Below are 14,149 nucleotides of genomic sequence, written 5' to 3'. Positions count from 1 at the left end.
CATACCTCACTTGCAAGGCGCGCCTCTAGCCAAAGCATAGACAAAGCGGCATCCCTAAGCGGGGCGGGCCTAAATCAATGTTTTCAACGAATGTTTTGCAAAAAATCACGGAACCCTCGGAACGTGCCTAAACTCCAAACTGCGCGGCTGGAACAATAACCGGCCCACTGGCGCCAGATCGGGCCAGACCCCTGTCCATTGGTATGCACATAAAGAGAACAAAGCTATGAAACGGATTCTTCTCGGTACTCTCTTCACCGCTGTATCCATCAACGCCATGGCTCAGGCGCCAGGCGGCCCGGATTGCGGTTGGGGCAACATGCTGTTCGAAGGCCAGCGTGGCACCCCGGCTCACTTCCTGGCATCCACCACAAACGGCACTTCCGGCAACGCAACCTTCGGTATGACCTCCGGTACCAACGGTTGCGCGACTAATGCGTCGCTGACCTATGGCGGCAAATCCTGGATTGCCATGAATGGCATGATGAACGAGCTGTCTGAAGACATGGCTAAAGGTCAGGGCGAAGCGCTGACCACTTACGCTGTGGTACTGGGCGTGGCACCGGAAGACCGTGCGCATTTCGCCGCCGTCACTCATGAGCACTTTCAGCAGATCTTCAGCAAGGCTGACGTGACCGCTGACGACGTGCATACCAACACCCTGGCCGTTCTGAAGAGCGATCCGCGTCTGGCCAAGTACGCCACTCAAGCTTAAGCTCGACCCGCCCGCTCCTTTCGGGGAGCGGGTTTTATTTTTTGAACCTGGCCCTTTTGGCCTGCCCCTTTGGGTCTTTGTTTCTTTCGACTTAAGTTGCCCACTATGCTCAAACGCCTTGCCTGGCTGGCGCTCTGTGTCTGCGCCCCGCTGTCTGCCACGCCCAAAATCGACAATCAACGTTTGCAGCAATTGGCCAATGAACCCTTCTGGATTTCCTTGGGCCACTACGAAACCGCCAAACTCGGTGGCTGGCGCAGCTATGTCAGCGACAAGAAATTCTTCCTCGCCGCCGACGGCAATGAACATCCTGACCGCGAGCTGGCGGCGACCGTGCAAGCGCTGTACGCCCCGGCCAGTGCTGGCGAAAAACATGCACAATGCGTCTACCCGGCCCGCACCCGCTGGCTCAAGGCACAGCTCAACCTGACCGATCTGCCGACGCTTCCCTGCACTGAATTCAAGCAATGGTTCAAGGATGTTTCGCCCCACAGTGCGGTGATGATTTTCCCGGCTGCGTATCTGAACAGTCCGTCATCGATGTTCGGCCACACGTTGCTGCGCATCGACCAGGCCAATGTGCAGAGCGATCAAACCGCCCTGCTCAGTTATGCGATCAACTTCGGCGCGTACATCGAAGGCTCGGACAACAGCATCCTGTATGCCTGGAAAGGCTTGATGGGCGGCTATCCTGGTCTGTTTGCCCTGGTGCCTTATCAGGAAAAACTTTCGGAGTACCGCAGTCTCGAGAACCGCGATCTTTGGGAATACCGCCTGAACCTGACCCAGGCAGAAACCGAGCGCATGGTCGAGCACGTCTGGGAGCTGAAGCAGATCCAGTTCGACTATTTTTTCTTCGACGAAAACTGCTCTTATCGCCTGCTGGAATTGCTGCAAGTCGCCCGCCCGAGCCTGCGATTGACCGAACAGTTCCCGCTGACCGCAATTCCTACCGACACCGTCAAAGCGGTGAAAGAAGCCGGACTGGTGGAATCCATTCAGTATCGACCGTCTCGCGAACGTGAACTGCTGAGCCGCGCCGAGCCGTTGACCAATGAAGAACAGGAGTGGGTGCTGAAAGTCAGCGCCGATCAGAAGCAGTTGCAGGAACCGGCGTTCAAGGCTCAACCCAAGGATCGTCAGGCGTTGATCATCGACGCCGCCTATCGCCTGGAGCGCTACCGCGCCAACGGCCAGGAGCGTGATCAGCAACGGGCGCAGCGCAGCTTCGAACTTCTGCGGGCGATCAACCAGAACCCGGCACCGGAACTGGGCATTCCGCAACCCGGCCTGCCTGAGGATGGCCATGAATCGCGCACCTGGCAGGCCGGTATCGGCACTCGAGGCGACAAGGCATTTGGCGAGTATGGCTTGCGCATGGCTTATCACGACCTCAACGACAACGCCGAGAGCTTCCCCCTCGGCGCGCAGATTGAAATCCTGCAAATGAAACTGCGCCAGTACGAAGGCAATCGCTGGCAGTTGCAGCAATTTGACCTGGCGACCATCCGCTCCCTGACCCCGCGCAATGAATTGCTGCAACCACTCTCGTGGCAAGTCACCGGTGGCCTGGAGCGCGTGCCGGGCAAGCATGACGACGAAACCCTGGTCAGCCACGTCAATGGCGGGGGCGGCGGGACCTGGCAACTGGGCGACGACATGCTTGGCTTTGCTTTGGGCACCGTGCGCGTTGAGCACAACAACGACTTTGCCGGCTTCATCGCGCCGGCGGCAGGTTTCAACAGCGGCGTGCTGTGGAAAAACCCGCTGGGCAACTTTAGCCTGGAGGCCAAGGGCGATTTCTTCACCAATGGCGAAGTGCGCCGTAGCGTGAGTCTGAACCAGCAGTGGGAATTGTCGCGCAACCTGGGTTTACGCCTGAGTGCCCAGGGCGAATTCAGCCACCTGGCTTCGCCCGAGAACGAAGTGATGCTTGAGGTGAAGTGGTATCACTATTGATCTTTGATCTTTCTTTCACATGCCGCTCACGAATCCACTCCTAGACTTCTCCTATAGGCCGTTGACGGCCTGGGAGTCTGAGATGTGGCGTTGCGTGGGTGTGGTGGGTTTGCTGATGTTGATCGCGGGTTGCCAGACGACCCACGAGGATCTGATCGCCAAGGGTTATCCACCGGCATTCGCCGATGGCTTCGATGACGGTTGCAGCAGTGGCCGGCAAGCGGCGGGGGCAATCACCGGAGAGTTTCGTAAAAACGTTCCGCGTTACCTCAAGGACAAGCAGTACGCCGAGGGCTGGAGCGATGGCTTCCGTCAGTGTCAGGCGATGCGCGAAAGCGAGGACCGTGAGGATTATCGCAGCCACCATTGGGACGAGCGCGAAAAGGCCTGGCAGCAGCAGAAGGATCAGGACGCCGCTCGTGCTTTGCGCTCGCAATAAGTCGCTGACAGATATCTGTCGAAACTAAAAGCCTGCGACCATGGCCCAAACCCTATAACGGGAGACAACCATGAGTCGCGCCTTCGTCAATGAAGATAACGCCGCCGCGCAAGCCGATCAGCCCGTCGAACGGCAAGTCAGTGCGCAGCCCAATTACGTCACGCCCGCCGGCCTTGCGCAGCTTCAGGCGAAAGTCGCCGAGGTGCAAAACCTGCTCAATGAACAGAGTGCCAAAGGTGAACTGGCCGACAAGCAGCGCCAGGCTGACCTTGAGCGTGACTGGCGGTATTTCAATCAACGATTGCAAAGCGCTCAGTTAGTCGTCCCGGCCTCTTCGACTGACAAAGTACAGATTGGCGCCTGGGTGACGTTTGCCGATGAACAGGGCAACGAGCAGCGTGTGCAATTGGTGGGCGAGGATCAGGCGGATGCTGCCAGTGGGTTGATCAACTGGGGTTCGCCGTTGGGTCGGGCGCTACTCGGGGCGCGGGTCGGGGATGAAGTGCTTTGGAAGCGGCCGGCGGGGGATTTGGTGATTGAGGTTTTAAGCGTAGAAGTCGGGTGATTTTGAGGCCGTCTTCGCCGCGGTTTAGCTGAATAACACCCATAAAAAAACGGAGCCCGAAGGCTCCGTTCTTTCATGCAACCAACCTGAAATCAGGCCAGTTTCTTGTGCCGTACACGATGCGGCTGAGTCGCGGCTTCGCCCAGGCGTTTGCGGCGATCGGCTTCGTACTCGGAGTAGTTGCCTTCGAAGAACACCGCTTGCGAGTCGTCTTCGTACGCCAGGATGTGAGTCGCGACGCGGTCAAGGAACCACCGATCGTGAGAGATCACAATGGCAGCGCCCGGGAAGTCCAGCAGGGCTTCTTCCAGGGAACGCAGGGTTTCAACGTCGAGGTCGTTGGACGGTTCGTCGAGCAGCAGGACGTTGCCGCCCTCTTTCAGGGTCAGGGCCAGGTGCAAGCGACCGCGCTCACCACCAGACAGGTCCTTGACGAACTTCTGCTGATCGCCGCCCTTGAAGTTGAAGCGACCGACGTAGGTGCGCGACGGGATCTCGTAGTTGCCGATGCGGATCTGGTCGGAACCCTCGGAGATCTGCTGGAACACCGTCTTGCTGCCGTCCAGGTCTTCGCGGCTCTGATCGACGCACGCCAGTTGCACGGTTTCGCCGACTTCGATGCTGCCCGAATCAGGTGTTTCCTTGCCCATCAGCATGCGGAACAGGGTCGATTTACCCGCGCCGTTACCGCCGATCACGCCAACGATGGCGCCTTTAGGCATGGAGAACGACAGGTTGTCGATCAGCACGCGATCGCCATAACCCTTGGAAACGTTCTTGAATTCGATGACCTTGTCGCCCAGGCGTGGACCGGCCGGAATGTAGATCTCGTTGGTTTCGCTACGCTTCTGGAATTCCTGCGATTGCATTTCTTCGAAGCGTTGCAGACGAGCCTTGGATTTGGACTGGCGGGCCTTGGCGCCTTTGCGCACCCACTCCAGTTCTTCCTTCATGGCTTTTTCGTGGGCCGACTGCTGCTTGGATTCGGCAGCCAGACGATCGGACTTGGCTTCGAGCCAACCCGAATAGTTGCCCTCGTACGGGATACCGGCGCCACGGTCGAGCTCGAGGATCCAGCCGGCAACGTTGTCCAGGAAGTAACGGTCGTGCGTGATCGCGACCACGGTGCCCGGGAAATCGTGCAGGAAGTGCTCCAGCCAGGCGACGGAATCGGCGTCCAGGTGGTTGGTTGGTTCGTCGAGCAGCAGCATGTCGGGGGCGGACAGCAGCAGGCGGCACAGGGCCACACGACGCTTCTCACCACCGGACAGGAATTCGACCTTGGCATCCCAGGCCGGCAGACGCAGCGCATCGGCGGCGACTTCCAGTTGGCGATCCAGGTTGTGGCCGTCACTGGCTTGCAGGATGGCTTCGAGCTTGGCTTGTTCAGCGGCCAGTTTGTCGAAGTCGGCATCTTCATCAGCGTAAGCCGCGTAGACCTCGTCCAGGCGAGCCTGGGCGTTCTTGATCACGCTGACCGCTTCCTCAACCACTTCACGCACGGTCTTGGTCGGGTCCAGGATCGGTTCTTGCGGCAGGTAGCCGATGTTCAGGTCCGGCATCGGACGGGCTTCGCCGTCGAACTCGGTGTCGACGCCCGCCATGATTTTCAACAGCGTGGATTTACCCGAACCGTTAAGGCCGAGTACGCCAATCTTGGCGCCCGGGAAGAACGACAGCGAAATGTTTTTCAGGATTTCCCGCTTCGGCGGAACAACTTTACCCAGCCGATGCATGGTGAATACGTATTGAGCCATGGAGAACCTAGGGTCAGTGAACGATGAATGATTGGGGCGCGGGCGATGCCCGGCCAGGCCGTGCGCGTCGGCCGATTGATGGGTATCAATGCGTGCGCGCTGAAAAAGCCAAATTCTAAGAGCTGGAACGCTCCCGCGTAACCGGCAAAGCTACCTTAATGACGAGAGGCAGTCCAGCCGAGCGGGACTGGCACTTTGCCACAACTCAGGGCATGCTAGCCGCCCTCCGGGCGTCCGGCTTATAGTGCACGTCGCGCCAGTCCAGCCAAACCGCAGGATTACAGTTTGTCTAATGTCTCTCCCCCTTCTTCCGTGAGCGCACTCAATCCTGCGACCGGCTCACCCCTGCGTGGCTCCTTGAAGGGCGCGCTGGCGGCGCTCGTTCTGTTGCTGCTCGCGCTGCTGTTCTGGCAGTTGCTGGATCAACTGCGCGAAACCCAGAAAAACCAGCGTCAGTACACCATCGACTACACCGCCGATCTGGCCTCGCAAGTCAGCTTGAATATGGCGCTCAACGCCCAGATTGCCCTCAACCTGCTACCGATCGTCGAACAACCGCAAAGCGCCGACGAACAGCAGGCGCTGTTTCGCAAACTGCAAAAGTCCTTGCCCGACCTGCGCAGCCTCGCGTTACTCAGCCCCTCCGGCAAAGTCCTCAACGACAGCGCCGACGACAGTGAGGATGCCGACTACCTGAGCGAACTGATCCGGCGCAGTCACGCCCAGGCCCATTATTTCAGTAATGCCAATGACGGCTCGGTGGTACATCTTCTGCTGCATCAAGCCAGCGGTAGCACCCGTGGCTACTGGGCTCTGCGCCTGAAACCGACATTCTTCTCGTCGCTGACCAAACCAAACGAAGCGGGTATCCGCCCGCTGTGGCTGGTGGAAAACCGCTTCAATCACCAAGTTATCAGTCGCGATGAGTCACTACCCTTGGCCAAGCCCGGTGAACTGACCGAGGACGATGTTGCCAACAGCGTGTTGACAGTGCCCCTGAGCAGCAGCGACTGGCAACTGCGCGGGTTGTTCGACCGGCAACGGGTGACCGAACAGCTGCTGCCGGCCTTCATCGGCAAATGCCTTCTGGGCCTGGCCTTCTCCCTGCTGCCGTGCATCGCCCTGCTGAACATGCGCCGTCGCCAGCGCCAGGTGCACGAAGGCCGCCGACGCTACCAGGATATTTTCGAAGGCACCGGCGTTGCCTTGTGTGTACTCGACGTGTCCGGGCTCAAAAGCTTCTTCGACAAGGCTCAGCTGCACAGCAGCGAACAACTGAAGGCCTGGCTCGATACACCGGAACAACGCCAGCAACTTCTGCAGGAACTGCGCATCACCGAGGTCAACCTGGTCGCCCTGCAACTGCTCAACGTCAACGCTTGCGATCAAGCCTGGAAACTGCTGATCGACGGCAACCCGCAGGACGGCACTGCCATCGGCGATCAAGTGCTCGACGCGGTGCTCAACCAGCAAAAACAGCTTGAACTGGAAATCAAACTGCAGGACGCCAATGGCCGCGACCAGCACTTGTGGCTGGTCCTGCGTCTGCCGGAAGACGTGGACGACTATAAAGCGGTGATCTTGAGCATCACCGACATCACCAGCCGCAAGCTCGTCGAACTGTCGCTGCTGGAGCGCGAAGGATTCTGGTCCGACGTGGTACGCACCGTGCCGGATCATCTGTACGTGCAGGACGTGATCAGCCAGCGAATGATTTTCAGCAACCACCACCTCGGCCAGACGCTGGGTTACAACCGTACCGAACTGCACCAGATGGGCGAGTATTTCTGGGAAATTCTGCTGCACCCCGAAGATGCCGACTTCTACCACCGCTCGCGCCAAACCCAGCGCCAGGCCGGTTACAGACAATTGATGCAATGCCAGCTGCGCTTCCGCCACCGAGACGGTAAATGGCGGCGCTTCGACATCCGCGAACAGGCGCTGGCGCGGGACAAGCACGATCAGGTCACGCGGATCATCGGCGTGGCCAAGGACATCACCGATCAGATCGAGGCCAGTGAGTCCCTGCGCGACAGCGAGCAGCGTTACCGGATGCTCGCCGAAAGCATCAGCGACGTGATTTTCTCGACCGACAGCAAGATGGCGCTCAACTACGTCAGCCCGTCGGTGCAAGCCGTGCTCGGCTACGACGCCGACTGGATTTTCCAGAATGGCTGGCAATCGACCATCGCCAACCCGCAACAGCTGACCGGCATTTACAACCTGATGGACCGGGTGAGCAAGGCGCTGAACAAGCCCGACCAACTGGCGCTGTTGCGCAGTCAGGTACAAACCCAACTGTTTTTGTTCGACTGCCTGCGGGCCGACGGGCGCAAGATCCCCATCGAACTGCGGCTGGTGCTGGTCTGGGACGAACACGGTGCATTCGAAGGCGTGCTGGGCGTCGGTCGCGACATCAGCCAGCAACGTCGGGCCGAAAAAGACCTGCGCATGGCCGCGACCGTATTTGAGCACTCGACTTCTGCGATCCTGATCACCGACCCGGCTGGCTACATCGTCCAGGCCAACGAAGCCTTCAGCCGTGTCAGCGGTTATGCGGTTGAGCAGGTACTCGACCAGTTGCCGAACATGCTGACCGTCGACGAACAGCAGGAAACGCATCTGCGTTATGTGCTCAAGCAGTTGCATCAGCACAGCACGTGGGAAGGCGAAGTCTGGCTCAAACGACGCAATGGCGAGCATTACCCGGCCTGGGTCGGGATCACGGCGGTGCTGGATGACGAAGGCGATCTGGCCAGCTACGTGTGCTTCTTCAGCGACATCAGCGAACGCAAGGCCAGTGAGCAGCGGATTCACCGCCTCGCCTACTACGACGCCCTGACCCACTTGCCCAACCGCACGCTGTTCCAGGATCGCCTGCACACGGCGCTGCAATCGGCCGAACGGCAGAAGTCCTGGGTAGTGCTGATGTTCCTCGACCTGGACCGTTTCAAACCAATCAACGACTCCCTGGGCCACGCCGCCGGCGATCGCATGCTCAAGGAAATGGCCACGCGCCTGCTCGGCTGTGTCGATGATGACGACACCGTGGCGCGCATGGGTGGCGATGAATTCACCTTGCTGCTGCAACCGCGGGCCAACCGTGAAATCGCCTTGAACCGGGCGATTCATGTGGCCGAACAGATTCTCGCCAGTCTGGTGAAACCGTTCGTGCTTGAAGGCCGCGAGTTCTTCGTCACAGCCAGTATCGGCATCGCCCTGAGCCCTCAGGACGGTAACGAACTCAGCCAGCTGATGAAAAACGCCGACACCGCGATGTATCACGCCAAGGAGCGCGGCAAGAACAACTTCCAGTTCTATCAGGCCGACATGAATGCCAGCGCCCTGGAGCGTCTGGGCCTGGAAAGCGACTTGCGTCATGCCTTGGAGCAAGACGAATTTGTGCTGTATTACCAACCGCAGTTCAGCGGTGATGGCAAACGCCTGACTGGCGCCGAAGCCTTGCTGCGCTGGCGCCATCCGCGACGCGGGCTGGTGCCGCCGGGAGACTTCATTCCGGTGCTCGAAGAGCTCGGTCTGGTGGTGGATGTCGGCGACTGGGTGATCAGCGAGGCCTGTCGTCAGCTCAAGACCTGGCATCAGGCCAAGGTCCGGGTACCCAAGGTGTCGGTGAACATTTCGGCCCGACAATTCTCCGACGGCCAACTCGGGACGCGGATCGCCACCATCCTCAAGGAAACAGGCCTGCCGCCGGCGTGCCTGGAGCTGGAATTGACCGAAAGCATCCTGATGCGCGAAGTCAGCGAAGCGATGCAGATACTCGCCGGGCTGAAAAATCTCGGCCTGAGCATCGCGGTCGACGACTTCGGCACCGGTTACTCATCGCTCAACTACCTCAAGCAGTTCCCGATCGACGTGCTAAAAATCGACCGCACCTTCGTCGATGGCCTGCCGTCGGGTGAGCAGGATGCGCAGATTGCCCGCGCGATCATCGCCATGGCCCACAGCCTCAATCTGGCGGTGATCGCCGAGGGCGTGGAAACCCACGAGCAACTCGACTTCCTGCGTGAACATGGTTGCGACGAGGTTCAGGGGTATCTATTCGGCCGTCCGATGCCGGCGAACCGGTTTGAAGCGCAGTTCAGCAATGATGCGTTGTTCATGTTCGACTGAGACTTTGTAGTGATGCAGGCGGCCTCTTCGCGAGCAAGCCCGCTCCCACAGGGGAACGCATTTCAAATGTGGGAGCGGGCTTGCTCGCGAAGAGGCCCTTCCAGGCGCCACATATCTGGTCATGAAGCCCACTTGTCTGCGACATGATGTCCTTTCATATGCCATCTAAAACCCATTGGGTTAGAATGCCCCCCTTTTCTGCCCCGATCCTTGAGGACCGCCATGTTCAGCCGTGATTTGACTATTGCCAAGTACGACGCCGATCTCTTTGCCGCCATGGAGCAAGAAGCTCAGCGCCAGGAAGAGCATATTGAGCTGATCGCTTCGGAAAACTACACCAGCCCTGCGGTGATGGAAGCTCAAGGCTCGGTACTGACCAACAAGTACGCCGAAGGCTACCCGGGCAAGCGCTACTACGGTGGTTGCGAGTTCGTCGACGTAGTCGAGCAACTGGCCATCGACCGTGCAAAAGAACTGTTCGGCGCTGATTACGCCAACGTTCAGCCGCACGCCGGTTCGCAAGCCAACAGCGCCGTTTACCTGGCTCTGCTGCAAGCGGGCGACACCATCCTGGGCATGAGCCTGGCGCACGGCGGTCACCTGACCCACGGTGCCAGCGTTTCCTCCTCCGGCAAGCTGTACAACGCCGTTCAATACGGCATCGACGGCAACGGCCTGATCGACTACGACGAAGTCGAGCGTCTGGCGGTTGAGCACAAGCCGAAAATGATCGTGGCCGGTTTCTCTGCCTACTCGCAGATCCTCGACTTCCCGCGTTTCCGCGAAATCGCTGACAAGGTTGGCGCTTACCTGTTCGTCGACATGGCCCACGTGGCCGGTCTGGTCGCCGCTGGCGTCTACCCGAACCCGGTGCCTTTCGCTGACGTCGTGACCACCACCACGCACAAGACCCTGCGCGGTCCACGTGGCGGCCTGATCCTGGCTCGCGCCAACGCCGACATCGAGAAGAAACTGAACTCCGCAGTATTCCCGGGCGCCCAGGGTGGCCCACTGGAGCACGTGATCGCCGCCAAAGCGATCTGCTTCAAGGAAGCGCTGCAGCCTGAGTTCAAGACTTACCAGCAACAAGTGGTGAAGAACGCCAAGGCCATGGCCGGCGTGTTCATCGAGCGCGGTTTCGACGTGGTCTCGGGCGGTACTGAAAACCACCTGTTCCTGCTGTCGCTGATCAAGCAGGAAATCTCCGGTAAAGACGCCGACGCCGCTCTGGGCAAAGCATTCATCACTGTGAACAAGAACTCCGTGCCAAACGATCCACGCTCCCCGTTCGTCACCTCCGGTCTGCGCTTCGGTACTCCGGCTGTGACCACTCGTGGCTTCAAGGAAGCAGAGTGCAAAGAACTGGCCGGCTGGATCTGCGACATCCTGGCGGACCTGAACAACGAAGCGGTGATCGATGCCGTTCGTGAGAAGGTCAAGGCCATCTGCAAGAAGCTGCCGGTATACGGCGCTTAATCAGCCCGCTAAACCGCAGCAATGAAAAAACCGGCCAGTGATGGCCGGTTTTTTTTCGCCCGCGATTTTGTCAAACAGCGAAAAGGCTCAAGGTCGGGGCATTGCGCTCAACTGGTAAGACCGGTCATGCCAATTACTCAAAATTTGCTTGCGATCACGCAAAAACAGCGCCTAGACTGCGCCTGCACTGGACATACCGGTAAGACCACAATAATTAAGTCCTGAATCTGATGCGCGAAGCGCACGGCAGCCAGGACACCGACCAGGATTCCTCCCATGCTCAGATGGTGCTCGCGTTCAATCTTCCTCCAAGTGGTTCTCGGACTGGTGCTCGGCATCGTCTGCGGGCTGACCCTTCCTGAATACTCCGCCCAGCTCAAACCGCTCGGCGATGGCTTCATCAAACTGATCAAGATGCTCATCGGTCTGATCGTGTTCTGCGTGGTGGTCAGCGGCATCAGCGGTGCCGGCGACCTGAAGAAAGTCGGACGCATCGGCCTGAAATCGGTGATCTATTTCGAAGTGCTGACCACCATCGCGTTGGTGATCGGCCTGGTGTTCGCCTTCAGCACCGGCATCGGCAGCGGCGCGAACATTCATCTGGAACAGCTCTCCGCTGCCGACATGGGCGACATCGCCCAGCGCGGTCAGCACATGCACACCACCACGCAGTTCCTGATGGACCTGATCCCGACCTCGGTAATCGGCGCCTTCGCGGAGAACAACATTCTGCAAGTCCTGCTGTTTTCGGTGCTGTTCGGCAGTGCGCTGAACCTGGTGGGCGAAGCAGCGTCGGGTATTTCCCGGCTGATCAATGAGCTGAGCCACGTGATCTTCCGCATCATGGGCATGATCGTGCGCCTGGCGCCGATCGGCGTGTTCGGCGCCATCGCTTTCACCACCAGCAAATATGGCCTGGACTCGCTGCAACACCTGGGCAGCCTAGTCGGCCTGTTTTACCTGACCTGTGTGGCGTTTGTGTCGCTGATTCTCGGCCTGGTGATGCGTCTGTCCGGCTTGCGGATGTGGCCATTGCTCAAGTACCTGCGCGAAGAGTTGCTAATCGTCATGGGCACCGCTTCTTCCGACGCCGTGCTTCCACAAATCATGCGCAAGCTTGAGCATCTGGGCATCGGCAGTTCGACGGTCGGGTTGGTCATTCCTACCGGTTACTCGTTCAACCTGGACGGTTTCTCGATCTACCTGACCCTCGCCATCGTGTTCATCGCCAATGCCACCGGCACGCCGCTGGCCATGACCGACCTGCTGACGATTCTGCTGGTGTCGTTGATCACCTCCAAAGGTGCCCACGGGATTCCCGGCTCGGCCCTGGTGATTCTCGCGGCGACACTGACGGCGATCCCGGCGATTCCGGTGGTCGGCCTGGTGCTGGTGTTGGCAGTGGACTGGTTCATGGGCATTGGCCGGGCGCTGACCAACCTGATCGGCAACTGCGTCGCCACCGTGGCCATCGCGCGCTGGGAAAAGGACATCGATATCCAACGGGCGAACAAAGTACTTTCTGGCCAGGTGGGTTATACCTTCCAGCCGAGAAAGCCTGTCGGCCCTGCACATCAGCAGGAATTCTGAATAATCGCCGTGCCTGCCCACGGGCAGGCACGGTCATCAATCGTTTTGGATGCTCATGGAGCGAACAGTGATCACCTCGTCGACCGTTGTGAATTCAGTAGTAGAAAAACTCCGGGCCGCTTTGGCCCGTGGTCAGTGGCGCTCCGGCGAGATGCTGCCGGGGCAGCGTGAGCTGGCCGAACAACTGGGCATCAGTCGCCCGAGCCTGCGTGAAGCCGTCATCGTGCTGGAAACCCTCGGGCTGGTGCGTTCAATGCCGGGTAAAGGCGTGGTGGTGCTGGAGGCCAATCTCAGCGACAGCCAACGCCACGACAGCGCAGTCGCCGGTGCGAGCCTGGAAGACGTGCTGCAACTGCGCTACACCCTTGAACCGTTCATTGTCGGCCTGGTGGCGCAGTCGATCAGCAGCAAGGAAGTCGGGCAACTGCGCCTGACCCTGATGGACATGCGCGAAGCATTGGAAGCCAACGACAGTGAAGCCGGCGTGAACGCCTACATCGCCTTCCACGAAGAGCTGTTCACGCTGACGTCGAACCCGATTTTCCAGAGCGTGGTGCAACAGACCAGCAACGCCCTCAAGCAAAGCGCCGACGTGCTGCGCAACTCCCCGGAACATTTGGCTGAGCGCCTTGAGGAAAACGAGGCCGTGGTGCGGGCGATCCGCAGCAAAAACAGCGCCCAGGCCAGCGCCGAAATGCGTCGGCACATCCTTCGGGAAGGCCAGCGGATGGGCATCGAATTGAATATTCCGGATGACAACCTCGTCAGTTGAGTCCGCTTCGAACTGGAGACAAGCCATGAACAGCTTCGCCTCACCGCAAACACCCACTGCCCTGCCCTTCCCGCACCGGGAGGATGATCTCTATTCGCAGATCTTCGACGCTATTCTCGAACAGCGCATTGATGCGGCCAGTCGCTTTACTGAAGAAAGCCTGGCGCAGATGTTCAACGCTCGACGCAGTGACGTTCGCGGCGTACTGACGCGACTGTCCCATCAGCAGATCATCGTACTTCGGGTCAACCATCGTCCGCGCGTCGCCGCGCTCGATAGCGAACAGACCCGGCAAACACTGCATGCACGGCGGCTGACCGAAATCACCTTGGTGCGGTTGGCCTGTCAGCGACCATGTCCGCAAGACTTGAAACACCTGCGTGCCTTGATCGACAGCGAGCGCCTGTGTGCAGAGCGTGGCCCGGCGATTCGGTTATCGGGGGATTTCCACTTGCACTTGGCTGAAATGGCGGGGAATGCCCCGTTGGCGTATTTTCTTGGCAGTTTGGTACCGCTGATATCGTTAGCGATTGCGCAGTTTGATGCGCTGGTGGAGGGTTATTGCGTGTGGCAGGTGCACCAAGGAATTCTGGAGGCTGTGGAGCGTGGGGATGCCAAGAAGGCCGAGACATTGCTAAACCAGCACCTGGATTTTCTTGAAGAGACTTTACTGAACGCAGGACCGGTTCTGAGCCAGAATCGTGCTGCAGTTTAGATCGCCTTCGCGAGCAAGCCCGCTCCC

General features: G+C 59.3%; 10 protein-coding genes. 9 read left to right on the top strand and 1 reads right to left on the bottom strand.

Translation table 11 applies throughout. From position 1 onward, the window contains the following. Nucleotides 1-226 precede the first annotated feature (226 nt). The 4 genes from FQ187_RS01610 to FQ187_RS01595 all read left to right on the top strand — a co-directional run bounded on the left by FQ187_RS01610 (nucleotide 227) and on the right by FQ187_RS01595 (nucleotide 3,678). A complete protein-coding gene (locus FQ187_RS01610; protein WP_046048781.1) occupies nucleotides 227-715 on the top strand; it encodes a DUF3015 domain-containing protein in 489 nt (162 codons plus the stop codon). 105 nt (nucleotides 716-820) lie between these two features. Then, the gene (locus FQ187_RS01605) at nucleotides 821-2,674 is read left to right on the top strand and encodes a DUF4105 domain-containing protein (RefSeq protein WP_149628159.1); all 1,854 of its coding nucleotides are present in this window, start codon (nucleotides 821-823) and stop codon (nucleotides 2,672-2,674) included. An 82-nt stretch (nucleotides 2,675-2,756) separates the two neighbouring features. Next, nucleotides 2,757-3,113 carry a hypothetical protein gene (locus tag FQ187_RS01600; protein WP_149628158.1) on the top strand — a complete coding sequence of 119 codons (357 nt, stop codon included), beginning with the start codon at nucleotides 2,757-2,759 and terminating at the stop codon, nucleotides 3,111-3,113. Nucleotides 3,114-3,183: 70 nt separating this feature from the next. Then, on the top strand, nucleotides 3,184-3,678 hold the full coding sequence (locus FQ187_RS01595) for a GreA/GreB family elongation factor (protein WP_149628157.1): 495 nt from the start codon (nucleotides 3,184-3,186) through the stop codon (nucleotides 3,676-3,678). 92 nt (nucleotides 3,679-3,770) lie between these two features. On the opposite strand, the gene ettA is transcribed toward FQ187_RS01595, so the two are convergent. Beyond that, nucleotides 3,771-5,435 (bottom strand): energy-dependent translational throttle protein EttA, encoded by a 1,665-nt coding sequence (gene ettA / locus FQ187_RS01590; RefSeq protein WP_149628156.1) that lies wholly within the window; start codon nucleotides 5,433-5,435, stop codon nucleotides 3,771-3,773. Nucleotides 5,436-5,720: 285 nt separating this feature from the next. Between ettA and FQ187_RS01585 the strand changes: the two genes are divergently transcribed. The 5 genes from FQ187_RS01585 (at nucleotide 5,721) to FQ187_RS01565 (ending at nucleotide 14,122) form a co-directional block, all read left to right on the top strand. Next, the gene (locus tag FQ187_RS01585) at nucleotides 5,721-9,569 is read left to right on the top strand and encodes a bifunctional diguanylate cyclase/phosphodiesterase (RefSeq protein WP_149628155.1); all 3,849 of its coding nucleotides are present in this window, start codon (nucleotides 5,721-5,723) and stop codon (nucleotides 9,567-9,569) included. Between the two features lie 222 nt (nucleotides 9,570-9,791). Further along, nucleotides 9,792-11,045 carry a serine hydroxymethyltransferase gene (glyA, locus tag FQ187_RS01580; protein WP_123367763.1) on the top strand — a complete coding sequence of 418 codons (1,254 nt, stop codon included), beginning with the start codon at nucleotides 9,792-9,794 and terminating at the stop codon, nucleotides 11,043-11,045. A 276-nt stretch (nucleotides 11,046-11,321) separates the two neighbouring features. After that, the gene (locus FQ187_RS01575; RefSeq protein ID WP_149628154.1) at nucleotides 11,322-12,635 is read left to right on the top strand and encodes a C4-dicarboxylate transporter DctA; all 1,314 of its coding nucleotides are present in this window, start codon (nucleotides 11,322-11,324) and stop codon (nucleotides 12,633-12,635) included. Nucleotides 12,636-12,702: 67 nt separating this feature from the next. After that, nucleotides 12,703-13,407, top strand: a complete 705-nt coding sequence (locus FQ187_RS01570; RefSeq protein WP_149628153.1) for a FadR/GntR family transcriptional regulator — start codon at nucleotides 12,703-12,705, stop codon at nucleotides 13,405-13,407. Between the two features lie 25 nt (nucleotides 13,408-13,432). Then, a complete protein-coding gene (locus FQ187_RS01565; RefSeq protein WP_149628152.1) occupies nucleotides 13,433-14,122 on the top strand; it encodes a GntR family transcriptional regulator in 690 nt (229 codons plus the stop codon). The last annotated feature ends 27 nt before the right edge of the window (nucleotides 14,123-14,149 follow it).

Origin of the sequence: Pseudomonas sp. ANT_J28 (assembly GCF_008370005.1) — a bacterium.
GTDB lineage: Bacteria > Pseudomonadota > Gammaproteobacteria > Pseudomonadales > Pseudomonadaceae > Aquipseudomonas > Aquipseudomonas frigoris.
The sequence above is the reverse complement of the archived record's forward strand: the minus strand, read 5'-3'. Positions and strand labels throughout refer to the sequence as shown.

Coding starts and splice junctions, on each gene's coding strand:
- glyA (WP_123367763.1), top strand. CDS start 9,792: ATGTTCAGCCGTGATTTGACTATTGCCAAGTACGACGCCGATCTCTTT.
- ettA (WP_149628156.1), bottom strand. CDS start 5,435: ATGGCTCAATACGTATTCACCATGCATCGGCTGGGTAAAGTTGTTCCG.
- FQ187_RS01575 (WP_149628154.1), top strand. CDS start 11,322: ATGCTCAGATGGTGCTCGCGTTCAATCTTCCTCCAAGTGGTTCTCGGA.
- FQ187_RS01610 (WP_046048781.1), top strand. CDS start 227: ATGAAACGGATTCTTCTCGGTACTCTCTTCACCGCTGTATCCATCAAC.
- FQ187_RS01595 (WP_149628157.1), top strand. CDS start 3,184: ATGAGTCGCGCCTTCGTCAATGAAGATAACGCCGCCGCGCAAGCCGAT.
- FQ187_RS01565 (WP_149628152.1), top strand. CDS start 13,433: ATGAACAGCTTCGCCTCACCGCAAACACCCACTGCCCTGCCCTTCCCG.
- FQ187_RS01600 (WP_149628158.1), top strand. CDS start 2,757: ATGTGGCGTTGCGTGGGTGTGGTGGGTTTGCTGATGTTGATCGCGGGT.
- FQ187_RS01605 (WP_149628159.1), top strand. CDS start 821: ATGCTCAAACGCCTTGCCTGGCTGGCGCTCTGTGTCTGCGCCCCGCTG.